Below are 22,381 nucleotides of genomic sequence, written 5' to 3'. Positions count from 1 at the left end.
TCGGATTGACATGATACGCGAAGCCCATGTCGAGACATTCGAGCCCCGACATGGGCGGATGGAAGCATTCGGAAACGTCCGTTTCAGCAGGCCTGCTTTAGCTCGAATGAGTCTTGTCCGATTGGAAAAAGTGGCAAAAGGAAGAGGGAGCGGAGGCAATTAATTCGTGCCGTGAGGTCCGGGTCTGCAACTCCATCCCATTCGGTAGCGTCGGGGGGCGGGGGATCAGGCCTCCAGGGGGCACAGGGATGTGCGCCAGTTCGTTGTCAGCACAGGAGGTGCTGTCGACGCCTCCCCGGGGGAGTTTTCTTGGGAAATAAGAGAATGACCTGGACGGCGACGCGTATCGCAATGCGGTCGCGTGTGGCGGGTGCAAACCTTTTCCTGCTTGATGGCATCTATACGACCGTTGGCCCTTCGGGCGAACGGTTTTTTTGACGGGTTTCCCCGAATGCGGACGGAGTCGTGCTGCAAGCGAGTGTGCGCGGCCTGGTTGCATCGGGATGTCGGACCTGTCCGCAGCAGGTCAGGGAGTTTCCATGGGAAAGCGTTACTTCGTTTCGTTCCATTTTCTCGTCGTACTTGTTCTTGCCGGTCTGTGGGCGACAGCGCGAGCGGCTCCAGTGGTCCCGGTAAAGGCAGCGGGCCGGCTGACGCTGGCGAAGGAATTTCACCTCGCCTCGGCGGCGCTGGGCGACGAGCGCACGATTCTGGTTTCGGTGCCCGACGGCTACGACACATCCAAGGCGCGTTACCCGGTGATCTATCTACTGGACGGCATGCAGAACATCCGCCACGCGGCTGGTACCCGCGATGTGCTGGTGCGTTCCGGGGACATGCCGCCGGTGATCCTGGTCGGTCTCAAGAGTGTCGACCGCACGCTGGACATGACGCCGTCGCGTATGGCGGGAAATCCGCAGAGCGGCGATGCCGCGAAGCTGCTGGCGCATCTCCGGGACGAGGTGATTCCTTTCGTCGAAAAGCACTACCGCACGAATGGTTACCGGGTGCTCGCCGGACATTCTCTCGGTGGACTGTTCTGCGTCTATGCATGGATGAAGGCGCCGAAGCTGTTCGGTGCCGAGATCGTCATGTCGCCGGCGCTGTGGTGGAACCACGAGGAAATGACGAAGGAGGTCGGTCCCTTTCTCGAGACGCATCCGAAGCTGAAGACCTCGCTGTATTTCGGTATCGGTGCCGAGGATGGCCAGGGCATGCGCCAGGAGCTGAAGCGCTTTGTCGATGCGGTGAAGGCGGCGCGTCCGTCGAATGTGCGTGTGGGGTACCGGGAATTCGATGGCGAAGGTCACATGTCCGCGCCGCTCAGAATCTTCTACCGCGGCGTGAAGTTCATCTTCGCCGACCTGCGGTTGCCGCAGGGAATCATCGACCATTTCTCGACCGACGCCTTTCTGGCCCATGAACACATGATCCAGGACAAGTACGGCGCGGCAGCGCGGCAGGCGCAGGAAATCTATGTACCGTTGGGACTGCAGCTGATGCAGCAGGGCCGCTACGAAGCGGCGATTGCCGTGCTTCGGCGCAATGCCAAGGCCTATGCCGACAACCGCTATCCGCGGAACAACGCCTGGCTGGCCAGCGCCTACGAGAAGGCCGGACGCAAATCCGAAGCGCTCGCCGAATACCGGCGTGCCTATCGTCTTGCCGTCGAGACCGGCTATGGCGAAGTCGAGAACTATCGTCGGAAGCTCGTCGAGCTGGGTGGTCGCGTGGACTGATTTCTGGCGGGTGGACCCAGGCGTGCACGTCCGTACAAAGGTCGTGGTGCGGGTTCACATGCTTGTGCTCATGGTGTGTCAGCGAGCGATTGAATAACCGTATGGACATCCATGTTGGAAGTCCTCGCTGTTCGGGCGTCATGTCGTTCTGCGCAGACGTTAAGATGGTGGTTCATGCCAAGGAGAATGACGTGAACAGACGCACACCGGTGACGTGTTTCGTTCTGACGCTTGCCTTGTCGAGCGCGGTCATGGCTGCTTTACCGCAGCAGGCCCGTGCCGCCGCTGCGAAGCAGTCCCTGTACGCCACGGTGTCGAAACTCGATGCCGGCTTGTTCGATTCCTTCAACCACTGCAGCTCGCCCGCGCAGCTGAAGAAGCACGCGAGCTATCTGGCGCCGAACCTGGAGTTCTATCACGACAAGGGAGGCGTGACCTAGACGCGCCAGGCCTACATGGCCAACACGGAGAAGAACGTATGCGGTCATTATCGTCGCGTACTGATTCCCGGCACTCTCGAAGTCTTCCCGATCAAGAACTACGGTGCGATCGAGCAGGGCCGGCACAAGTTCTGCGAGATCAAGAGCGACAAGTGTTTCGGCGAAGCACAGTTCCTGATCGTGTGGCATCAAACGTCGGACAAGTGGGGCGCGACGCGCATTCTCAGTTACGGACACGAACCCATCCAGCCGAAGACGCATGGCAAGACGCGCTGATGCGTAGCGTTTCGCCTGCATGGAAAAGAGTGCTTCGCGCCAGTCCATCCGATCCAGCCAGGTGACTCTTCATGCCGCATTGGATGCGTGATGTCTGCGAGGCAAACGGCATCGATATCCAATACCTGCGAACCGGTGGAGACAAGCCGCCGTTGGTACTGCTGCATGGGTTGATCGGTAGCGGAGCGTGTTGGACGCCCGTGGCGCGTGCGCTGGAGAGTGCGTACGACGTGGTGATGCCCGATGCCCGCGGTCACGGCGGTTCGAGCGCGCCGGATCACGGGTACGGATACGAGGATCATGCCCGCGATGTCATGGGATTCATCCAGGCGCTCGAGCTGGCATCGCCGGTCCTGGTGGGACACTCCATGGGCGGCATGACGGCAGCGCTCGTGGCGAGTCGCGCCTCCGCCCTGCTGCGCGGTGTGGTTCTGGTGGACCCGACCTTTCTGAGCGCGCAGCGTCAGGTCGAAGTGTTCGACAGCGATTTCGCAGGAAATCATCGACCACCTTGCGGATGCGCGATTGCGGACACGCATCGAAGCGTTCGAAGTGCTTCGCCCGCCGAATCCCGACTACCGCCAGCTGATCCGCGCCATCGACATTCCGACGCTGCTGATCACCGCCGAGTCCGGCATCGTGACGAGCGAGATGGCCGATGCGCTGCAGCGGATGCATGCATGCATTCGCGTTGCGCAGATTCCGAATGCGGGGCATGGCGTTCCGTACGACAAGCCCGAGCAGGTGGCGTCGGTGGTTCGATTGTTCCTGCCTGCCCGGTAAGCGTGCGAACACATCACCCCATCGGATTCACGCCGAACAACGCCATGTGCAGCCAGAACGCGAACACCGCCCAGCCGATCACGCCGGCGATCACGGTGATGACGTCGCCCTTCGCGGTGCCGGCCGGATAGGTGACGCCGGCTTTGCGGTCCCGTCGCTTTGCGGCCATGTAGGCGACGATGGCCCACGCCAGGAATGCGCCGAACAGCACCACGTCGCGCAGGAAGCCGATGGCGAGCAGGTGGCCGAAGGCCCAGACCTTCGCGCCCAGCAGCATCGGGTGGCCGAGCCGGGCCTTGAAGTGGTTCGAAGGCACGTACGCGGCGGCGAAGAGGATGAAGGCGATCAGCGTGAACAGGCTGTTGAGGTGGCGCAGCATCGCCGGCGGTGCGTACAGCAGCGTGGGATGCAGCCGCGCCTGGCCGAAGCCCCAGACAATCAGCACGAAACCGAGCAGCGAGATCAACGCGTAGATGGCCTTCCACGGCATCGGGCCGAGACGTTCGATCATGCGCGTGCGCCAGCCGTCGGCAAAGATGCGCACGCTGTGCATGCCGAGGAACAGGATCAGTCCGAGGATCAGCAGGGTCATCGCAGGTATCCGTTGGCGTTTATATCTCCGAGTATAAGGAGATACGCGCAGATGGGCAGTGTGGCATCGTCCACATGATGCGCGGTTCGTGACGCATGGGTTTTCGCAGTCGTCATTCCGGCGCACGCCGGAATCCAGTGCCTTTTTGTGAAGACGCGTGCAGGCGCCAGGTTCCGGTGTGCGCCCGGATGCCGGTTTTTGCTGTGCGGCTGCGGAAGATCGTGCGCGCGTCAGGTGGTCGACGGCTGTCGTGTGTGTTCGGTATGACGCAGCGGTTCGTGGCGCTGGTTCTCCAAGGTCTTCATGCCGGCACGTGCCGGAACCGAGCGTTTTCGTGGAGGTGCGTGCAGGCGCTGGGTCCCGGCGTTCGCCGGGATGACGGCTCTGCGGAGATGACGGTCCTGCTGGGATGGCCGTGCGGTTAGGTGATGCGGTCGGGCGTGGGCGGTCGGGCGTGCGCTGTGGTTTCAGACGGTCGTCTGGGGCCGCGTATGCTCAATGATGCGCGCGAACGGCGGTAGCGCGGCGAGCATGCGTTGGCCGTAGCGGCGCACGATGACGCGGCGGTCCAGCAGCACGATGCGTCCGTGGTCGGTTTCGGTGCGGATCAGGCGGCCGCAGTACTGCGTCAGCAGGCGCGTGGCGTCGGGCACGCTGACTTCCAGGAACGGGTTGCGGCCCTGCGCTTCCAGCCACTCGGCGTAGGTGGCGCCGACCGGGTCGGTGGGCACGGCGAACGGCAGCTGTGTGACGACCACGGTTTCGCACAGCTTGCCCGGCAGGTCCAGGCCCTCGCCGAACGAGGCCAGTCCGAACAGCGTGCTGCCCTGACCGGCTTCGATGGCCTCGGCGTGATCGGCGACCAGCTGCGACTTGGCCTTGCTGCCCTGCGCGCGAATCTTGCGCACCTTGTCGATGGGCAGCAGCTGCAGCACGCGCTGCATCTTCATGCGCGAGGTGAACAGCACCAGGTTGCCGGTGTCCCAGTCGAGGCCGGTTTCCAGCCAGGCGGCGACGGCCTCGGCGTGCGCCTCGCGGTTGTCGGGAAGAATGTCGAGCAGCGGTACTTCGAGCGTGGCCTGGCGTTCCAGGTCGAACGGCGAGGGCAGGCTTAGCGTCAACGCGTCGTCGGGCAGGCCGACGGCGTCGGCGAAGCCGCGGAAGTGGCCGCCGGCGCTGAGCGTGGCCGAGGTCATCACCGCGGCGGCGGCGTTTTCCCACAGCACTTCGCGCAGCAAGTGCGCGGCGGACACGGCCGAAGCGTGGCAGACGACCTGCTGTTCGTGGTCGAGCGTGACCCAGCGCGCCAGCGGCGGCTGGTCGGACGGATCGTCGTTCGACCACGCGGTCCAGGTCGATAGCTGACGGCCGAGACGTTCCAGGGCGATGCCCAGCTCGCGCGCCAGCAGTTCGCCGGCGGGACCGGCGTGCTCCATCTCGGTGACTGCGCCGCGCACGGCGCGCACCCAGCGCTGGATCTCGGCGGTCTGCAGCATCAGCGACTGCGCCTGCGCGATCCATGCCGCGGGCAGTTCGCCCAGCGAGGCGCGCCACTGTGGTTCGGTCTCGTGCGCGGCCGGCGTCCAGTGCAGCTTCACCTCGCGCTCCATCGCTGTCAGCGCGTCGCCGAGCGTGGCCAGCAGCTCGCTTCCGCGCTCGTAGTGCATGCCGCCGAGGCGTTCCTTCTCGGTGTGCGAATACGCGCCGCGCACGTGCCGGTCCAGACGTACCAGCTGGTTGGCCGCCTGCGTCAGATGGGTGAACGCCGCGCCGCGCTCGACGGCCTTGGACGGCATGTGATGCGCTTCATCGAATACGTACAGGGTTTCGTCCGGGCGCGGCAGGATCACGCCGCCCCAGGCGTCGTCCTCGCGCGGCATGGTCAGGTCCGACAGCACCAGATCCTGGTTGGCGACGATGATGTCGGCGTCGGCCACGTCGCGGCGCGCGGCGAAGAACGGGCAGTGGTGGAAGTGCGCGCAGCGGCGGCCGGTGCAGCCGCCGGCGCTGGTGGTGACCATGCGCCGCACCATGTCCGGGATCTCCACCGGTGCGGCGTCCATGTCGCCGTCCCAGCTGCCGTCCGAGAAGGTCGCGCCGAGGGTTTCCAGCGCGCGGGTTTCCTCGGCCTTGGGCGGGCGCGACCATACGGCGAGATCGTCGCCGAGGCCGAGCGAACCCTGTGCATCGTCGGCCGAGGTGCTGGTGGCCATGCGCAGATCGCGCGGGCAGACGTAGCGCTGGCGGCCCTTGGCCAGGGCCACGCGCGCTTCGGTCTCGCACACGGCGAGGTACTGCGGGATGTCGCGGCGCACCAGCTGTTCCTGCAGCGCGACGGTGGCGCTGGCGATCAGCAGCTTGCGCTTCTGCGCGCGGGCGACGGCGTGGCCGGCGATCAGATAGGCCATGGATTTGCCGGTGCCGGTCGGCGCCTCGATGGCCGCCGCGCCGCCGGGTTCGGCCAGCGCCTTGGCGACTTCGGCCACCATGCGGCCCTGCGAACGCCGCGTACGGAAGCCGGGAAGACCCGTCTTCAGTGTCGCGTAGGCGGCGCGGATGGCGTCCTTGGTGGCATCGTCGAGCATGATGCCGGCTATTGTCCCATGAGCGCGCCCCGACGGGCGGGGCGCGTGTCCGATTCGTGCGGAGTGATCAGCCGGCGCTGGCGGACGGAGCTGGTTCGGTGGCCGGCATCTGCTGCCCGGTGACGGCGGCGCGAATGGCGCGCAGCTTGGCCTTTACCTTGGCTTCGCGCGCGGGACCGAGGCGCAGCAGCATCTTCTGGCCGACGGCGAGGTTCTCCAGCTGCGGATTCTGGAAGCGGTACACCCCGGCCGCGCCTTCCAGGTACGGCGGCTGCGCCGGATCAGGCGTGGCCAGCAGCAGGTCGAGCACCTGCACCAGACGGTCGTTGAAGTGCTTCTGCGGGTAGCCGAGCTGACGCCAGGCTTCCTCGAACAGCGGGTAGTTGCGCACATACCAAGCCACCAGCTGGTCGGTGTCGGCCTTCTCCAGCGCGTCGACATACGGCGCGTAGCGTGCCGCGTTGGTCGGGGCCATCACGGCGCTGCTGCCATCGGCCTGGGTCACGGTGAAGTGGCCGCGCGGCGCGTGCACAGGCAGCACGCTGGCCGGCAGACGCCTCCCGGGCAGGGCGTTGATGGTGGCGACGATGTGCGGGATCAGCGCCTTGCCGGTCAGCAGGTCGGCGGCCTTGTCGCCGCCGAAACGGGTCGCCGCCTCGTGCACCAGGCTGTCGCTGTCGTCCAGCGAAGGCAGCGGTGCGGTGCTTGCCGAGGCCGGCGCCACCGCCTGGCTGATTGGGTGCTGCGGCGCGGTCGAGACCGGTGCGGGTGCGGTGGAGGCCGCCGGTGCGGGAAGATTTTCGGGTGCGGGTTTGTGGCCGCGATGCGTCACGAGGTAGTAGCCGCCGCCGGCGACCACGACGACGACCAGCAGACCCATGGTGATCCATTTGGCCGGATTGGAAGTGCTCACGAGGACATTCCCATGTGGGGGGTGGTTAGCGATTTGGACTGGCGCGAGCGGGCTTGGTTCCGTGATCGCGCCAGGGTGGGGGTGGTGCGGTAGGCCGTCAGCATGTCGCGCATCTGCCGGCCGCTGGCATGGGGATGCACCAGCAGGCAGCGCGTGACGCCGTTGTGCGTGCGTCGCAGCGCCGCGCAACGGCACAGCTCGCCGTCCATGGCCACGATGGCCGGGCGCTGCGGACGCGCCGCGTCCTGACGCACGATCAGCGTACGGCCATGTTCCGGGCCGCCGACCATGATGCACTCGATGCGAATCTTCTGCATGCCGATACCTCGCTGTGGAGAACGAAGCGGACCGGTGCGCATCCTGCGCGGCGGGGACAAATCCGGTCCGCCCGGTCACGATGCTTACGATGCGAGGCTGAACGGGCGCGGAAACGGCCTGCATGAGGCGAAACGCGGGCGGATTCTGCGAATCAGTCCGCGCTTTCCCCGGCGGTCTGCGCGGGCGAGACCGCGATGCGGCGGGTCAGCCGCCAGGCGAACAGCACGCAGCCGGCGAGGATCAGTGCGCCGACCAGGAAGGCCGCGCCGGGCAGCTTGTACTGCGGGGTGCGGATGGACCAGGCGAAGATCTGCGTGAACAGCGTCGGGCCGAAGATGCCGGCGAACGCCATCAGACTGCTCAGCGCACCCTGCAGGCGGCCCTGCTCCTCCGGCGAGATCTGCTGCGTCATCATCGACTGCGTGGCCGGTTCGGCCAGACCCCACAGTGCCATTACCGGAATCGACGCCACCAGCAGCCAGGGCGAGGCGGCCAGCCCCATCATCAGCAGCGAGAGCGCGCCGAAGCCGAGGCCATACAGCAGCAGGCGTCGTTCGCCCAGGCGCGGCGCCAGCTTTCCGGTCAACCAGGCCTGCACGATGGCACTGCAGATGCCGACCAGCGCCAGCACGTAGCCCACTTCGCGCGGCCCCCACGCATAACGGAAATCGGTGTACAGCACGAAGGTGCTCTGCAGTACGTAGTGCGCCAGCTGGCTGAGGAACACCAGCATCGCCAGGCCCAGCACCAGCGGATGGCGGCCGAGGAACTTCAGTGTGCCGATCGGGTGCGCGGTCTTGAAGTCGAAGCGCGGGCTGCGTTTCTCCGGCGGCAGGGATTCGGGCAGCACGAAGTAGCCGTAACAGAAGTTGAGTACGGCCAGCCCGGCGGCGACCCAGAACGGCAGGCGGATGTCGATGTCGCCGAGCACGCCGCCCAGCGCCGGGCCGATCACGAAGCCGATGCCGAAGGCCGCGCCCAGCATGCCGAAGACGCCCGCGCGCTTTTCCGCGGGGGTGACGTCGGCGATGTAGGCGTTGGCGGTGCTGAAGCTGGCGGCGGTCAGGCCCGACATCGCACGGCCGATGAACAGCAGCCACAGCGAGGGCGCCAGTGCCATCAGCGCGAAGTCGATGCCGAGACCGAGGTTGGACAGCAGAATCACCGGACGCCGCCCGAAGCGGTCCGACAGCGCGCCCTGGATCGGCGAGGAGAAGAACTGGATGGCTGCGAACATGGTGCTGATCACGCCGGCCCAGATTGCGGCGTGCGCGATGCTGCCGGTCAGTTCCTCCAGCAGGTGCGGCAGCACGGGGATAACGATGCCGAACGACAGGATGTCGATCAGCACGGTGATGAAGATGAAGGCGAACGCGGCGCGGCGTCGGTGCGGAGAAAGCGCGTTCATGCTGGGATCCGGACGGAACGGACAGGCACGATAGCGTAGCGCGCGTGCGGCGCACAGACGATGTGCTGCATAAGGACTTGCCGGCCACGCTGCACGCACAGCAGTGCGACGATGCCGAGTCCGGCGACCGTGGCCAGCATGATGTTGACGATGCGGACGTTCACCGCGCGCTTCCCCGTGCGCCGCGATGGCGACGCGCAGTGCGAGCTTAGCTCACCCGGCAGAACGCGGCCTTCAGATAGCGGCCTTCGGGCACGTTGGCGGCGACCGGATGGTCCGCGCCCGCGCCGCGCAGGTCCAGCACCTGCACGTCGCGTGCAGCCGAGAGGCCGACGCGGCGCAGTGTGTCGAGGAAGTCGTCGGCGCCGACCAGGCCGGTGCACGAGCACGTCAGCAACAGTCCGTCTGACGTCAGCGCGTCCAGCGCGGTGCGGTTCATGGCGAAGTACTTCTTCAGCGCCTGGGTCACGCGGCGGCGGTCGCGGGTCAACTTGGGCGGGTCCAGCACGATGGCGTCGAAGCGTTCGCCGCGGTCGATGGCGGCGCGTAGCCAGTCGAACAGATCGGCGGCCTCGAAGCGCACATCAACGTTGTTGGCCTCGGCGTTGGCACGGGCGATGTCGAGAATGCCGGTGTCGGCATCCACGGCGATGGCCTCGCGCGCGCCGGCGGCCATGGCGTGGATGGCGAAGCCGCCGCTGTTGCAGCACAGGTCCAGCACGCGGCGACCGCGCGCCAGTTCGGCGAAGCGGCGGCGGTTGTCGCGCTGGTCGGCGAAGAAGCCGGTCTTGTGGCCGGCGCCGGGCGCGGCGTGGAAGGTCAGGCCGTGTTCGGTCACGCGCACGGGCGCGGGCGCCTCGCCGCTGTGGCAGTCAAACGATTCCTGCTTCTGCACGTGCTGCTCGGCGAAGGCGTACAACGTCGCGCCGGGGAAGTGCTCGCGCAGCGCGGCCTCGATCACTTCGCGCAGCCGCCACATGCCGGCGGCAAAGTATTCCAGTACCAGGGTGTCGGCATAGCGGTCCACGACCAGGCCGGACAGGCCGTCGCCCTCGCTGTTGACCACGCGCCAGGCGTTACCGATCTCGTCGAGCTTCAGCACATCGCGGCGCAGCGCCACGGCGCGGGCGATGCGCGCGGCGATGAAGTCGGCGTCGATGTGCACGGCTTCGTCGGTGGTCAGCACGCGCAGCGCCACGCGTGCATGGCCGTTCCAGAAGCCGTGTCCGACGAAGCGTCCGCGCGCATCGACGATGCGCACCACCGTGCCCGGCGGCAGATGCTGTTCGGGTTTGCGCACCTGTGCCGACCAGATCCATGGATGGCCCGGCAGGCGTTCGGTCTTGAGGGTGATGGTGGGCGTGTCGATGTGCGTCATCCGGGTATTGTAGTCGTGCCGCGGCCGCCGCGGACTTCGCCGTTTCGCGGACGTGGCCCGGTCGCGCGATCAGGGGGCGAAGAAGCGCGCGTCAGGCGCGCTTCCAGCGCAGGATCAACCACGCGGCCAGCGCGACCAGGTTGACGCCCAGGTGCCAGTCGTGCGGACCGGCCGGCGCCAGCAGCCAGTGCCAGGAGCCGAGGTGGCCGCCGAACGCCAGTCCCAGTGGGCGGTGGATGATGACGGCGAGATTCAGGTGCGCGCCGGCGTGCAGCGCGTAGCTGAGGAACGGCGTGCCGATCACCGGCAGCTGCGCCAGCTGCAGCCAGCGCGACATCCGCGTGCCGGCCGCGTGATGCTCCAGCAGCAGTACGCCGGCCACCAGCATCAGGCCGAACAGCAGCGCGCCGATCAGCGCGACGATCATGTCGAGCATGCCGCCCCAGGGGAACAGGCGTTCGACTTCGGCGACCAGGCCGAACAGGCCGCCGGCGATTTGCAGGATGCCGATCAGGCGCAGCAGGGTTCGATGCATGAAAACGGACTCGTCGGGAGCAAACGCGCAGGATAGCCGGTTCAGGCCAGCGCGTCGGTGGCTTCGCGCAGATCGTCGATGTGTTCCTGCCACCAGCGCGCCTCGGCGGCGTACGGGAAGGCAGCCGGGAACGCCGGATCGTGCCAGCGTTGCGCGATCCAGCCGGCGTGATGCGCCTGACGCATGGCGCGCAGGGCCGGAATCAGGTGCGGTTCGGACGGGTCGAGATCGGCGAACTGCGCATAGCCTTCCAGCAGTTCGCGCAGGCCGCGTTCGTCATCGGCGAGCATCCACAGGTCCTGGATGGCTGGGCCGGTGCGGGCGTCGTCGAGGTCGACGAAGTGCGGGCCGGCGTCGGTCCAGAGGATGTTGCCGGGGTGGCAGTCGCCGTGCAGGCGCAGCGTGCGCAGGGGCGCGACGGCTTCGAAGCGCGCGGCGACGGCGGTGTCCAGTTGCGCGATGGCGTCGCGGTAGGACGTCTCAAGGTGCGCGGGCAGCAGGCCCGACGCCAGCGCGGCCCGCGACGGCAGGCCGATCAGGTGCTCGCGGTCGAAGCGCTGACGATGATGGAACGGCGCGCGTGCGCCGATGCCGTGCATGCGTGCCAGCAGGCGGCCCATCCACTGCAGCTGGTCGGCCGATTCCAGTGACGGCGCGCGACCGCCGCGGCGCGGATACAGCGCGTAGCGGAAGCCTTCATGGCGCAGCAGCGTGGTGTCTTCGAAGGTCAGCGGCGCGACTACCGGAAGTTCGGCGGCGGCCAGTTCGGCGCTGAAGTCGTGCTCTTCCTGGATCGCTTCGTCGCTCCAGCGTCCCGGACGGTAGAACTTGGCGACCAGGAAGCGCCCGTCTTCCAGACCGATCTGATAGACGCGGTTTTCGTAGCTGTTGAGCGCCAGCAGGCGTCCGTCGGCGAGCAGGCCGGTGGCGTCGACGGCATCCAGTACGAGGTCCGGCGACAGCCCGGCGTAGGGCGCTTCGTTGGCGGTCATGGTCGACTCACGCGCCGCGGATCGCACGCTTGGGCACCACGGCCATGGTCAGGCGCGACATGCACACCAGGTGCCCGGCTTCGTCCTCGATGCGGATTTCCCACACCTGCGTGGTGCGGCCTATGTGCAGGGCGCGCGCAGTGCCGGTGACGGTGCCGCTGCGCACGGCGCGGATGTGGTTGGCGTTGATGTCCAGGCCGACGGTGACTTCCGTTTCCGGGTCCACGCACAGCATGGCCGCGCTGCTGCCCAGGGTCTCGGCCAGCGCCACGGAAGCGCCACCGTGCAGGATGCCGTAGGGCTGGTGGGTGCGGGCATCCACGGGCATGGTGCCGCGCAGGAAGTCGTCGCCGATTTCGGTCAGGCGGATGCCGAGCACCTGCATCAGGGTGTTGTCGCTCCAGCCGTTGAGCCGGTCCAGGTCGGGTTCGTGTTTCCACAAGGCCATGTGTGTGTCCGCGGGCGGAATAAGAGGTGCATTGTCGCGCGCGGGCCGTATTGGCGACAATGTACGTTCATCGAACCTGGATCGACCGTGTCGTTCACCGTCACTCTGAAAGCCAGCGGCCGCCAGTTTCCCGTCGACGACGGCGAAACCGTGCTCGAGGCCGCGCAGCGCGCTGGTCTGGCGCTTCCGTATTCGTGCCGCGCCGGTTTGTGCGGTAGTTGCAAGGCCATCGTTCTCGAAGGCCGCTGCCATTATCCGCGCCATCCGCCCTCGGCACTGAATGCCGCCGAGCAGGCGCGGCATGCTGCGCTGCTGTGCCAGGCGGTGCCGCTGTCGGACCTGACCCTGGAAGTACGCGAGGTGGCTTCGGTCGAGGATATTCCGCGGCGCGAAGTGGACGTGCGCGTCAGCGCCAAGGATCGTCTGGCGCCCGACGTGGTGCGTCTGCGCCTGATGCCGCAGGGCGATCGGCGTATGCGCTGGCTGCCCGGCCAGTACATCGAGGTACTGCTGGACGACGGCAAGCGTCGCGCATTCTCGCTGGCGCGAGCGCCGCACGAGGGCGACGAGCTGGAAGTGCATGTGCGTCACGTCTCCGGCGGCGGTTTCACGTCCTGGGTGTTCGACACGCTCGATGTCGGCGACGTGCTGCGCGTGGAGGGGCCATTCGGCACCTTCGTGCCACGCGAAGATTCCGAGCGGCCGATGATCCTGATGGCCGGCGGCACCGGGTTCGCGCCGGTCAAGGCGATGGTCGAGCACTTCCTGCACCTGGGCACGCGCCGCCCGATGCATCTGTACTGGGGCGCGCGCAGCGGTGCGGACCTGTACCTGCGTGACCTGCCCACGCGCTGGGCCGAGCAGGTGCCGACGCTGGATTTCCATCCGGTGGTGTCCGATCCGCAGCAGGCGGCGCAGGCGCGGGTGCGCGGCGGACTGGTGCACGAGGCCGTGCTCGAGGACCATCCAGATCTGTCTGCCTACGATGTCTACATGTGCGGGCCGCCGGCGCTGATCGACGCTGGCCGGCGCGCCTTCGTCGAGGCCGGTCTGCCGGAATCGCGGCTGTACTACGACTCCTTCGACTACGCGCCCGAGGTGCTGGCGCGCATCCTCGATGCCCGCGCCGGCATCCACGGAATGTGACGCTCGCGCGCGTCGTTCGGCATCGTCCGTTGTGATGCAGCGCGCGGACCTTTTCGCGCGTCTGCATTACATCTAGGAGAACGCGTCCGGCAGGGGGCGGCGCAGGTGCAACATCGGATCACGACAAGGAGGCCAATCGGTCATGCGCGCGCATTCACTCATGTTTCGGCGGGGCGGGTTCGTCCTGGCCATGCTCATCCCGGCCGCGGCCGTCGCGGGGAGTGCATCCCTGCCGGTTCGGGCCATGCCGAGCCTGCAGGCATTCCGCCAGGGCTCGACCAGTCTTCAGCAGGCGATCGCCCTGCTCGGACAGCCGGTCAGCATGGGCACCGAACAGGCGCAGGGCGCGCAGCGGCAGGTCGTGCGCTGGCGCGGCGTCACGCCGGCGGCCACGGAGCACGACACGGCGCGTTCGCTGGGACACACGGCGGCGCGCAGCGCCGTGTCCAGTTCGATCCGGCACGGGCTGAGTCGTCTGTTCGGTTCGATGTCCTCGCACGGCACAGCGCAGGACATCGCCAACGATGCCGCGCGGAGCACGGCCGATCAGGCCGGTTCGCAGGCGCGCGCGTCGGCTGACCGGGCCATCGAGAAAAGCGGCAAGGGTTCGCGGCCGTGGACCTGCACGCTGTATTTCACCCAGGGCGGCCTGTATCAGTCTGGCCGCTGCGCCGTCGACCGCTGACGGCGTGTCGCGTGGACCGGCGTGCGCTTCAGCGCTTGCCGGTCGCCATCGGCATGTTGGCCTGACGCCAGGCATACATGCCGCCGCGCAGGGTGTGCACGCGGGTGAAGCCGGCCTTGACCAGACGCTGCGCGGCGCCGCGGGCGGTCTGACCGGATTTGCAGACCACCACGACCGGCAGGTCCTTGGCCTTGGCCAGATCCTTGTTCTCCGGGTCGAACTGGCTCATCGCCACGTGGCGCGAACCGGGCACGTGGCCCTTCTCGAAATCCGCATACGGCGAGATGTCCACGACCAGCGCGTCCTCGCGGTTGACCAGCAGGGTCACCTCGGAGGGATTGAGTTCCTTGTACTTGCGCGTCAGGCGCATGATCTCGCCGACGATGATCGCGACCAGCAGGATCACGAACAGCAGGCTGAGCCAGGGATGGTTGCCGATGAATTCGGGCAACGTGTGCAGGAAATCACTCATGGGGAAGTCCGTGGGCGCGAAGTGCGCGTTGAGTCGAGCCGGACATTATCCGAGAGCCGGCGGTGCGGCGCAAAGGCGACCGGGGCGTCGAACGGTGTCCGGACCGGGGAGGAGCCGGTCGAGGTTCAGTGGCCGGGCGTGATGTCGGGCAGGCCGCTTTCCAGCCACCAGTGGTTCTTGACCGGGTCGTAGGTCCACGTCTGGCGGTCGATGATGGTGCGCTGCGCCTGCGTGTTGACGTTGATCAGGCCGATGCGGACGATCTGGCGCACGGTTGTGTCGTCGACGGGAATCGGGCCGCTTCCATCATCGTATTCGCTGACGCGGACCTGGTGGTAACGCTCCATTTCCAAGTGCGTGAGCGGGTGTTTTTCCAGGTATTTGGGGTCCAAGAACGCGCGCGCCTGATCGAAGCTGCCCCAGCGCACGGCTGCGCCGTAGGCGGTCAGCGTATCGCGCAGCTTGCTGCTGCGGCGATCCGTGGCGCATCCGCCGAGTGCGAGCAGCGCCAGCAGAATCGTCAGCACCGCACCTGTCATCCAACGCTTGTTCATCGTTCGCACCTCCCCGAGCAAGGGGTCATTGTGCCGCATGCGCTTCATGGTTGCGCAGACGGGCAACGAAACGTGCTTCCAGGGTGGCGGCTTCGCCCTCGCTGGTCAGGGTGCGGCACACGACCTGAATGCGCGACTTGCCGCGCGATGCCAGCGTGTCGAGGAAAGCATCGGGGTCGGCCTCCGCGGCGAACTGCGCCTCGGCGCGCAGGTCTTCCCACACCGGTTTGAGGTAGCGCACCTGGGAGTCGGCCACGAACACATCGCAGTCGTGGCCGTGCTCGCGCAGCAGCAGTTCCACCAATGACCAGCCGGCCAGCGTCATCAGGCTGGTCAGGCTGCCGCCGAAGGCGCAGCCCTTGTCGTTGACATTGGCGGCCAGCGGCGCGCCCATGAGCAGGCGGCCGGCATCGTGTTCGAGCAGTTGCAGTTGCATGGCCCGCGCCGGCGGGATGCTGTCGAGAAGGAAGCGCTCCAGCGAGCGCGCGCGATCGGAGACGGTGGTGGTATTCATCAGGCGCGTCAGTGTGCCGAGCCGCTCGACAGTCAGCAAGCAGAATCGGCTTCGTGCGCATGCGCGATGCAGGTAGCATCGACGGCATGGATTCCTGCGCACAGACGCTGGCGGGCGTCGACATTGTCATCACGCGGCCGTCCGGCACCGCGCGTGCGCTCGCGCGCCATGTGCGTGCGCGCGGCGGCGAACCGCACCTGTTGCCGGGGCTGTCCCTGCGCGCCATGCCCGAGGCCGAGGCGGGCAAGGCTTGGCGGCAGGCGCAGCGGGACGATCTGCTGATCTTCACCAGTCCGGCTGCCGTGCGTTTCGCCCAGCGTCTGGCGCCGCTCAACACGCAGGCGCGCGTGCTGGCCGTGGGCAGCGGCACGCGGCGCGCCCTGCAGCGCGCCGGTTGTATGCAGGCGGAATCCCCGCCGCGGCGCAGCCAGCACAGCGAGGGGCTGCTGGAACATCCGTGGCTGCAAAGCGTGCGTGGTTTGCGTGTGAATCTGATCACCGCGCCGGGCGGGCGAGACCTGCTTGCGACCGCGTTGATCGAGCGTGGCGCACAGGTCCGCATCACGCATGTCTACGAGCGCGTCCGGCCACGGCTCGGTCGCCGGCATGTACAGATGGTGCAGGCGCTGGACGCGTCGGCCTGGCTGCTGGTGACCAGTGCGCAGGCGCTGGACAACCTGATGCAGGTCCTGCCTGAGGCCGCCGTGCGGCATCTGCAGGCGTGCCGGATCGTGGTCAGCAGCGCGCGGTTGCAGCAGCATGCGCGAGAAGCCGGTTTCGGCGAGCCGGTGCGCGCGGCTTCGGCGTCCGCCGGGGATCTGCTCGACGCGGTCGCCGCGCACCGGCACCCGCGCTGAACCGCCATATGGCCGTTGCGCCGCGCTCGGGCTAGCATGAGCGTATGAGCGCATCCGACTCCGACCACGAAACTTCCGCTCCGACGCCTGCGGCTCCGGCGTCGGCTCCCGCTCCCGACGCTTCGAAGAAGCGCGAGCGCAAACCACGTCGCGGGCAGGGGCTGGCCGGCCTGGCCCTGGTGCTGGCCCTGATTGCCCTGCTGGCCGCGGCCTACGGCGGCTGGCGGGTGTGGCGCCTGCAGCAGGGCGGCGCCGAGGACACGCGCGCGCTGTCGACGGTGCAGACGCAATTGAAGTCGCTGGGCGACAAGCTGAATGCGCTGGACCAGAGCGGCCGCCAGCTTCAGCAGCAGACCCAGGCGGCGCAGCAGCAAGGGCAGTCGCTGAGTGGGCAGGTGCAGAGCCTGAACGAGCGCAGCCGCAGCCTGGAGAACGCCGTCGCCGGCCTGACCGCGCGGGCGCAATCCGGCCACGATGCGGTGCGGCTGGACGAAGCGGCGATGCTATTGCGCATGGCGGACGAGCGATTCACCCTGTTCCACGACGCCGACGGCGCGATGCACGCCTACGCCATGGCCAATCGCGTGATGGCCGAGGTCGAGGACCCCGCCTACGCGGCCGTGCGCCAGAGCATCGACCGCGAACGTCAGGCTCTGGCCGCGACGCATCCCGGGCAGCGCCAGAGCGATCTCGACACCCTGGCGCGTCTGCGCGGCCAGGTCGACACGCTGCCGCTGAAGCCGCTGGATGCGCCGGTCGAACAAACCGGCAACGGCTTCTGGGCGCGCGTCAAGCACGCGTTCGCGGGACTGGTGCAGGTGCAGCGCGACGACGGTGTGACGCCAGCCCAGCGCCGTCTGGCACAGACCCTGACCGCGCTGGACCTGGCGCAGGCGCAGGCCGCGCTGCTGGCGTGGGACCCGGACGGTTACCGGAGTGCGCTGACGCAGGCCGATCAGCGCCTGCAGCGTGACTTCGACGGTCACGCTGTGGCGGTGCGCACCTTGCGCGCGCAACTCGCCGAACTGCGCGGTCGCACCGCGAGCCCTGCGCCGGAACTGGGCGCGGCGCTGAGTGAGCTGAACAACCTGCGCGCCGTGCACGGCGCGGCGATGCCCGCCCCCGCGACGACTTCGGACAAGGGAGTGCAGCGATGAAGGTTTGGCGCTGGGTGCTGCTGCTGGCGATCGTGGTCACGATCACGGCCTTCGGCTGGCACTGGGTCGCCGAGGACCCGGGCCAGGTGCTGATCCGCATCCGTGGCTGGCGGGTGCAGTCGACGCTGGTCACGGCGATCGTGCTGCTGCTGGTGTTCTGGGGCGTGATCTCGCTGGGCTGGCGTCTGCTGCGCTGGCCGTTCGGCGCCGTCACGCGTCGGCAGCGCGCGGTCAGCCGCAAGCGTTTTCACGATGGTCTGCTGGCGCTCGCCGAGGGGCGTCATGGCGAAGCCGAACGCGACCTGGGTCGCGCGGCGCGTCATGCGCCGCAACGCGCGCCGGCACTGTTGGCCGCGGCACGGGCCGCGCATGCTCGCGGTGACATCAAGCGCGCGATGGAGGCGCTGGATCAGGCCACACAGAGCGCGCCGCAGGCCGCGCGCGTGGTGCGCGCGCGCATCCTGCGCGAGGACGGTCGCGCCGAGGAAGCGCTGGCGCTGCTGGCGCCGGAAGCGGACGCGGGACGCCTGCCGCCGGGTGGCTGGCTGGAACTGGCCGAATCCGCCCTGCAGCGCGGCGATGTCGACCGCGCGCGCGGCGCGCTGGACCCCCTTCGCAAGAGCGGCGCGCTGGATGCCGAAGCCTATGCCGCACTGCAGCTTCGCGTGGTGCGTGCCGCGCTGCAGCGCGCGCCGAGCGTCGATGCGCTGCACGCCCTGTGGGCCGACCTGTCCCGCGCGCAGCGGCGTCAGCCGGAACTGATCGCGGCCTACGCCGAGCAGGTCTCGCGCTTCGGTCGGCCGCTTCCGGCCATGGACGAAATCGAGTCGGCGCTGCGCCGGAACTGGTCGCCGGCGCTGGTGGCGGCCTACGGACAGCTGCAGGGACAGGATATCGAGGGCCGCCTGCGCCGCGCCGAAGGCTGGCTCGACGCGCATCCCGGTGACGCCACCCTGCTGACCGCAGTGGGCCGCATGTGCGTACGCATCCAACTGTGGGGCAAGGCGCGCCAGTACCTGTCGCAGGCGCTGTCGCTGGAGCCGTCGGCCGAAGCCTGGGAAACCCTCGGCGAGACCTACGCCGGCCAGGGCAACCCGCTGCTGGCCCAACAGTGCTACCGCAACGCCCTGCGCATGACCCGCGGTGAAGCCACCGAAGCGCTGCCCGGCGCGCACGCCGTGCGTGAAGTGGCGCTCACGGTCGATCCCGAACTGCGCAATGCGCATGGCGTGCCGCAGTTGCCGGGTGAGCGTGACGCTTGAGTTACGCGCGCTAGGCAATGAAAAAATTTAAGAACGCATCAGACGTCACTCCTGAAGAGTACGAGCTTCAGGTGAAAGCATGGCTTGAGTCTGTCGGACACGAACTTGAAGCGTTTTCAGCCGTTCATCGTGAAAAGCTTAGTGGTGCGGACGGTGAATACGAGATAGATGTTGTGGTTCGCTTCAAGGCACTTGGTGGTATTTCGTTTAAGACGCTTGTTGAGTGCAAAAAGCACAAAAACCCTATTAAAAGAGAGCTAGTCCAAGTCTTGCATCAAAAGCAAGAGTCTCTGGGCGCAAGTAAGGCAATTTTTGTCAGCACATCCCCTTTTCAAGATGGGGCAATTGAATTCGCCAGAGCGCATGGGATCGCGTTGGTAAGGCTTATCAGTGGGGTTGCTATGTACATTCAAGGGAGTAAAAGCAGCCATGCCCCAGTTCCTCATATCCCTGCCGATGCAGATCCATATGCGGGACTCATGTACTCCTCCGGTCAAGGACTCGCTCCCGAGGGGTTCAATAGCCACAAAAATTTTGCTTTAGAGCGCTATCTTCAAGTGGCCGGCATCCAGCAAGGCATTTGTGCCACACATCTTGCTTCCGATGCTTAAGTGGTTGACGGGAAACGGGGTGATTTCGTCTCGTGGATTTAGATCGGCGTGAGATTGGCGTAAGCCAACACCAGCCACTTGCTGCCGGCGTCGTCGAAGTTCACTTGCACGCGCATGTGCGCGCCGCCGCCTTCTGCGCTGACCACCACGCCGTCGCCGAAGCTGGGGTGGCGAACGGCCTGGCCCAGTTTGATCGGCAGGTCGTCGTCGACCGGCGCGGTGGTGAAGCGGTTGCGTGACACGCCACGGCTGACCTGCACGCGCGGGCGCACTTCGTCGAGCAATTCGCTGGGCAGCTCGGCGAGGAAGCGCGAGGGTCGTGCCAGCATCTCGGTGCCGTGCATGCGGCGCGATTCGGCATAGCAAAGCATCAGCTTCTCGCGGGCGCGGGTGATGCCGACGTAGGCCAGGCGGCGTTCCTCTTCCAGGCGATCCTCCTGTTCGACCGAGCGCTGGCTGGGGAACAGGCCGTCTTCCATGCCGACCAGAAACACCACCGGGAATTCCAGACCCTTGGCCGAGTGCAGCGTCATCAGCTGCACGCAGTCGTCGCCGCTTCCGCCCTGGCCCTCGCCGGCTTCCAGCGTGGCGTGGGCGAGGAACGAAGCCAGTTCGGACAGGCCCGATTCCTCGTCTTCCGGCGTGGGCTGGTAGCGGCTGGCGACATTGACCAGTTCGTCCAGGTTCTCGATGCGCGATTCGGCGCTGCCGCGGCCGTCGTCGCGCTCGTGATACTCGCGCAGGCCGCTGTGCACGATGGCGTGCTCGACCTGTTCGGACAACGTCAGGCCGCCGTTCTCGCCGTCGCCGGCGAAGCTGCGCGCCATGCCGTCGATCAGTTCGAGAAAGCCCTTGACCGCGTTCTTGGCACGTGCGGCCAGTTCGCCGCCAGTGAGTTCGGCCAGCGAGGCGTCCCACATCGAGCTGCGCTCGGCGCGGGCGCGGCGGCGCAGGATGTCCAGCGTGCGCTGACCGATGCCGCGTGGCGGCGTGTTCACCGCGCGCTCGAAGGAGGCGTCGTCGTGACGGTTGGCGGTCAGGCGCAGGTAGGCCAGGGCGTTCTTGATCTCGGCGCGCTCGAAGAAGCGCTGGCCGCCGTACACGCGGTAGGGCAGGTCGCGCTGGATCAGTTGTTCCTCGAAATTGCGCGACTGTGCGTTGGAGCGGTACAGGATCGCGCAGTCGACCGCGCTGCCGCCCTGGTCGATGTGCTCGGCGATGCGCTCGATGACGAAGCGCGCTTCGTCCTGCTCGTTGTAGGCCGCGTACAGCGCGATGCGCTCGCCGTCGCCGTCCTCGGTCCACAGGTTCTTGCCCAGGCGGTCGCCGTTGCGCGCGATGATGGCGTTGGCGGCCTTGAGGATGTTGGCCGACGAGCGGTAGTTCTGCTCCAGGCGGATGGTCTTTGCGCCCGGGAAGTCCTTGAGGAACTGTTGCATGTTCTCCACGCGCGCGCCGCGCCAGCCGTAGATCGACTGGTCGTCGTCGCCGACCGCGAATACCTGGCCGGTCTGGCCGGCCAGCACGCGGATCCATGCGTATTGCAGCGCGTTGGTGTCCTGGAATTCGTCCACCAGCAGATAGCGCCAGCGTTCGCGGTAGTGCTCGAGCACCTCGGGCTTGTTCAGCCACAATTCGTGCGCGCGCAGCAGCAGTTCGCCGAAGTCGACCAGGCCGGCGCGGCGGCAGGCGTCCTCATAGGCGGTGTAGATCTCCACCAGCGTGCGCGTGGCGGGATGGTCGCGGTGCTCGATGTTGTCGGGACGCTTGCCGTCGTCCTTCCAATGCGCGATCTGCCACGCGGCCTGGCGCGGCGGGAAGCGCGATTCGTCCAGGCCGAGGCCGGCGACCACGCGCTTGACCAGCCGCTGCTGGTCGTCGGCGTCGAGAATCTGGAAGCCTTCCGGCAGGCCGGCATCCTGCCAGTGGCGACGCAGCAAGCGATGGGCGATGCCGTGGAAGGTGCCCACGGTCAGGCCGCGCGTGCCGTGCGGCATCAGTGTGTCCAGACGCGCGCGCATCTCGCCGGCGGCCTTGTTGGTAAAGGTCACGGCGAGAATCGACCACGGCGAGGCGCGCTCGACCTCGGCCAGCCAGGCGATGCGGTGAGTCAGGACACGGGTCTTGCCGGAGCCGGCGCCGGCCAGCACCAGATAGTGGCCGGGCGGCGCGCTGACGGCCTCGCGCTGGGCCGCGTTGAGCGAATCGAGCAGGTGCGATACATCCATCCGCTCATTGTAGCGTCAGAGACCGGGTACGCCGTTCCTGTGGCGCAAACAAAAAGCCCGCCGCACGGTGGCGACGGGCTTTTTCGGAGCGCGATGCGAGGCGCCGATCAGCGCTTGCGCAGCAGGCCGGCCAGGGTCAGCACACCGCCGACGGCCACGCCGGCAATGCCGGCCCACTGCGGAATGGCCTTGTCGTGGGTCGCCTTGAGTGCGTGCGAACCGACGCTGACGACGGTTTCGGTGGTGCTGTAGCTCCCGTGTCCGGCCAGTACCCAGATGCCTGCGATGAGAAGAATGATGCCGATCACCATCAGCGCGATACGCATGCTTGGTTCTCCTTGATTGTCGAAGGCTCGATCATAGCAACGCGCAGGCAGGAGCCGTGCCTCGGGCTGCGCCGTTTGTTCAGGTTTCCGCGCCGGACATAAAAATGCCCCGGGAGTCAGGGGGGGACGCCCGGGGCTGGGATAAGGGTCATGGGGAGGACC

General features: G+C 67.2%; 25 protein-coding genes and 1 pseudogene. 11 read left to right on the top strand and 15 right to left on the bottom strand.

The genetic code is table 11. The annotated features are described in order from the left end of the window. The first annotated feature begins 539 nt into the window (after positions 1-539). The 5 genes and pseudogenes from HF690_RS06245 (at position 540) to HF690_RS15080 (ending at position 3,238) form a co-directional block, all read left to right on the top strand. Positions 540-1,739, top strand: a complete 1,200-nt coding sequence (locus HF690_RS06245; RefSeq protein ID WP_168608834.1) for an alpha/beta hydrolase — start codon at positions 540-542, stop codon at positions 1,737-1,739. A 251-nt stretch (positions 1,740-1,990) separates the two neighbouring features. Beyond that, a complete protein-coding gene (locus tag HF690_RS15090; protein WP_240151614.1) occupies positions 1,991-2,179 on the top strand; it encodes a hypothetical protein in 189 nt (62 codons plus the stop codon). Positions 2,180-2,194: 15 nt separating this feature from the next. Next, complete coding sequence (locus tag HF690_RS15085) at positions 2,195-2,455, top strand: hypothetical protein (RefSeq protein ID WP_240151613.1); 261 nt, start codon at positions 2,195-2,197, stop codon at positions 2,453-2,455. Between the two features lie 71 nt (positions 2,456-2,526). Beyond that, a pseudogene (locus HF690_RS15275) lies at positions 2,527-2,961 on the top strand (alpha/beta fold hydrolase); the annotation flags it as partial. A 19-nt stretch (positions 2,962-2,980) separates the two neighbouring features. Continuing rightward, the gene (locus tag HF690_RS15080; RefSeq protein ID WP_240151611.1) at positions 2,981-3,238 is read left to right on the top strand and encodes an alpha/beta fold hydrolase; all 258 of its coding nucleotides are present in this window, start codon (positions 2,981-2,983) and stop codon (positions 3,236-3,238) included. Positions 3,239-3,251: 13 nt separating this feature from the next. Here HF690_RS15080 and HF690_RS06230 read toward each other — a convergent pair whose 3' ends face one another. The 10 genes from HF690_RS06230 to HF690_RS06185 all read right to left on the bottom strand — a co-directional run bounded on the left by HF690_RS06230 (position 3,252) and on the right by HF690_RS06185 (position 12,407). Then, positions 3,252-3,830: an NnrU family protein gene (locus HF690_RS06230; protein WP_168608833.1), complete on the bottom strand. Its 579-nt coding sequence runs from the start codon at positions 3,828-3,830 to the stop codon at positions 3,252-3,254. 467 nt (positions 3,831-4,297) lie between these two features. Beyond that, positions 4,298-6,415, bottom strand: coding sequence for an ATP-dependent DNA helicase DinG (gene dinG, locus HF690_RS06225; protein WP_168608832.1), 2,118 nt, complete (start codon positions 6,413-6,415; stop codon positions 4,298-4,300). A 67-nt stretch (positions 6,416-6,482) separates the two neighbouring features. Next, positions 6,483-7,328 carry a DUF3014 domain-containing protein gene (locus tag HF690_RS06220; RefSeq protein WP_338042880.1) on the bottom strand — a complete coding sequence of 282 codons (846 nt, stop codon included), beginning with the start codon at positions 7,326-7,328 and terminating at the stop codon, positions 6,483-6,485. Beyond that, the gene (locus HF690_RS06215; RefSeq protein ID WP_168608831.1) at positions 7,325-7,645 is read right to left on the bottom strand and encodes a hypothetical protein; all 321 of its coding nucleotides are present in this window, start codon (positions 7,643-7,645) and stop codon (positions 7,325-7,327) included. The genes HF690_RS06220 and HF690_RS06215 overlap by 4 nt, the downstream gene beginning before the upstream one ends. A 152-nt stretch (positions 7,646-7,797) precedes the next feature. Next, a complete protein-coding gene (locus HF690_RS06210; protein WP_113064154.1) occupies positions 7,798-9,054 on the bottom strand; it encodes a TCR/Tet family MFS transporter in 1,257 nt (418 codons plus the stop codon). Next, positions 9,051-9,218, bottom strand: coding sequence for a hypothetical protein (locus HF690_RS06205; RefSeq protein WP_168184664.1), 168 nt, complete (start codon positions 9,216-9,218; stop codon positions 9,051-9,053). Before HF690_RS06205 ends, HF690_RS06210 begins: the two co-directional genes overlap by 4 nt. A 44-nt stretch (positions 9,219-9,262) precedes the next feature. Then, on the bottom strand, positions 9,263-10,432 hold the full coding sequence (locus HF690_RS06200; protein ID WP_168608830.1) for a class I SAM-dependent rRNA methyltransferase: 1,170 nt from the start codon (positions 10,430-10,432) through the stop codon (positions 9,263-9,265). A gap of 91 nt (positions 10,433-10,523) precedes the next feature. Continuing rightward, complete coding sequence (locus HF690_RS06195) at positions 10,524-10,967, bottom strand: hypothetical protein (protein ID WP_113064156.1); 444 nt, start codon at positions 10,965-10,967, stop codon at positions 10,524-10,526. A gap of 41 nt (positions 10,968-11,008) precedes the next feature. Further along, a complete protein-coding gene (locus HF690_RS06190) occupies positions 11,009-11,959 on the bottom strand; it encodes a serine/threonine protein kinase (RefSeq protein ID WP_168608829.1) in 951 nt (316 codons plus the stop codon). A 7-nt stretch (positions 11,960-11,966) separates the two neighbouring features. Further along, entirely contained in the window at positions 11,967-12,407 is a 441-nt protein-coding gene (locus HF690_RS06185; RefSeq protein WP_113064158.1) for a hotdog fold thioesterase, read from the bottom strand. 87 nt (positions 12,408-12,494) lie between these two features. Between HF690_RS06185 and HF690_RS06180 the strand changes: the two genes are divergently transcribed. After that, positions 12,495-13,553: a CDP-6-deoxy-delta-3,4-glucoseen reductase gene (locus HF690_RS06180; RefSeq protein ID WP_113064159.1), complete on the top strand. Its 1,059-nt coding sequence runs from the start codon at positions 12,495-12,497 to the stop codon at positions 13,551-13,553. A gap of 244 nt (positions 13,554-13,797) precedes the next feature. Continuing rightward, entirely contained in the window at positions 13,798-14,238 is a 441-nt protein-coding gene (locus HF690_RS06175) for a hypothetical protein (RefSeq protein WP_168608828.1), read from the top strand. Between the two features lie 28 nt (positions 14,239-14,266). On the opposite strand, the gene HF690_RS06170 is transcribed toward HF690_RS06175, so the two are convergent. The 3 genes from HF690_RS06170 to HF690_RS06160 all read right to left on the bottom strand — a co-directional run bounded on the left by HF690_RS06170 (position 14,267) and on the right by HF690_RS06160 (position 15,778). After that, the gene (locus tag HF690_RS06170; protein WP_113064161.1) at positions 14,267-14,710 is read right to left on the bottom strand and encodes a rhodanese-like domain-containing protein; all 444 of its coding nucleotides are present in this window, start codon (positions 14,708-14,710) and stop codon (positions 14,267-14,269) included. 125 nt (positions 14,711-14,835) lie between these two features. Further along, positions 14,836-15,264 carry a hypothetical protein gene (locus tag HF690_RS06165; protein WP_240151610.1) on the bottom strand — a complete coding sequence of 143 codons (429 nt, stop codon included), beginning with the start codon at positions 15,262-15,264 and terminating at the stop codon, positions 14,836-14,838. Positions 15,265-15,289: 25 nt separating this feature from the next. Next, positions 15,290-15,778 carry a YiiD C-terminal domain-containing protein gene (locus HF690_RS06160; RefSeq protein WP_168608827.1) on the bottom strand — a complete coding sequence of 163 codons (489 nt, stop codon included), beginning with the start codon at positions 15,776-15,778 and terminating at the stop codon, positions 15,290-15,292. 59 nt (positions 15,779-15,837) lie between these two features. On the opposite strand from HF690_RS06160, the gene HF690_RS06155 reads away from it, so the two are divergent. From HF690_RS06155 to HF690_RS06140, 4 genes are read left to right on the top strand one after another with little or no spacing between them, the layout of a single operon-like run. Beyond that, entirely contained in the window at positions 15,838-16,635 is a 798-nt protein-coding gene (locus tag HF690_RS06155; RefSeq protein WP_240151608.1) for a uroporphyrinogen-III synthase, read from the top strand. Between the two features lie 44 nt (positions 16,636-16,679). Then, on the top strand, positions 16,680-17,792 hold the full coding sequence (locus HF690_RS06150; RefSeq protein ID WP_168608826.1) for a uroporphyrinogen-III C-methyltransferase: 1,113 nt from the start codon (positions 16,680-16,682) through the stop codon (positions 17,790-17,792). Next, a complete protein-coding gene (locus HF690_RS06145; protein ID WP_168608825.1) occupies positions 17,789-19,054 on the top strand; it encodes a heme biosynthesis HemY N-terminal domain-containing protein in 1,266 nt (421 codons plus the stop codon). Before HF690_RS06150 ends, HF690_RS06145 begins: the two co-directional genes overlap by 4 nt. Positions 19,055-19,071: 17 nt before the next feature. Then, positions 19,072-19,665 carry a restriction endonuclease gene (locus HF690_RS06140; protein ID WP_168608824.1) on the top strand — a complete coding sequence of 198 codons (594 nt, stop codon included), beginning with the start codon at positions 19,072-19,074 and terminating at the stop codon, positions 19,663-19,665. A gap of 38 nt (positions 19,666-19,703) precedes the next feature. Here the strand turns inward: HF690_RS06140 and uvrD are convergent, their stop codons facing one another. Together uvrD and HF690_RS06130 are read right to left on the bottom strand one after the other, a co-directional pair. Beyond that, entirely contained in the window at positions 19,704-21,893 is a 2,190-nt protein-coding gene (gene uvrD, locus HF690_RS06135; protein ID WP_168608823.1) for a DNA helicase II, read from the bottom strand. A 107-nt stretch (positions 21,894-22,000) separates the two neighbouring features. Beyond that, the gene (locus HF690_RS06130) at positions 22,001-22,219 is read right to left on the bottom strand and encodes a hypothetical protein (protein WP_113064166.1); all 219 of its coding nucleotides are present in this window, start codon (positions 22,217-22,219) and stop codon (positions 22,001-22,003) included. Positions 22,220-22,381 lie beyond the last annotated feature (162 nt).

The organism is Oleiagrimonas citrea, assembly GCF_012395255.1.
GTDB classification, from domain to species: domain Bacteria; phylum Pseudomonadota; class Gammaproteobacteria; order Xanthomonadales; family Rhodanobacteraceae; genus Oleiagrimonas; species Oleiagrimonas citrea.
The sequence above is the reverse complement of the archived record's forward strand: the minus strand, read 5'-3'. Positions and strand labels throughout refer to the sequence as shown.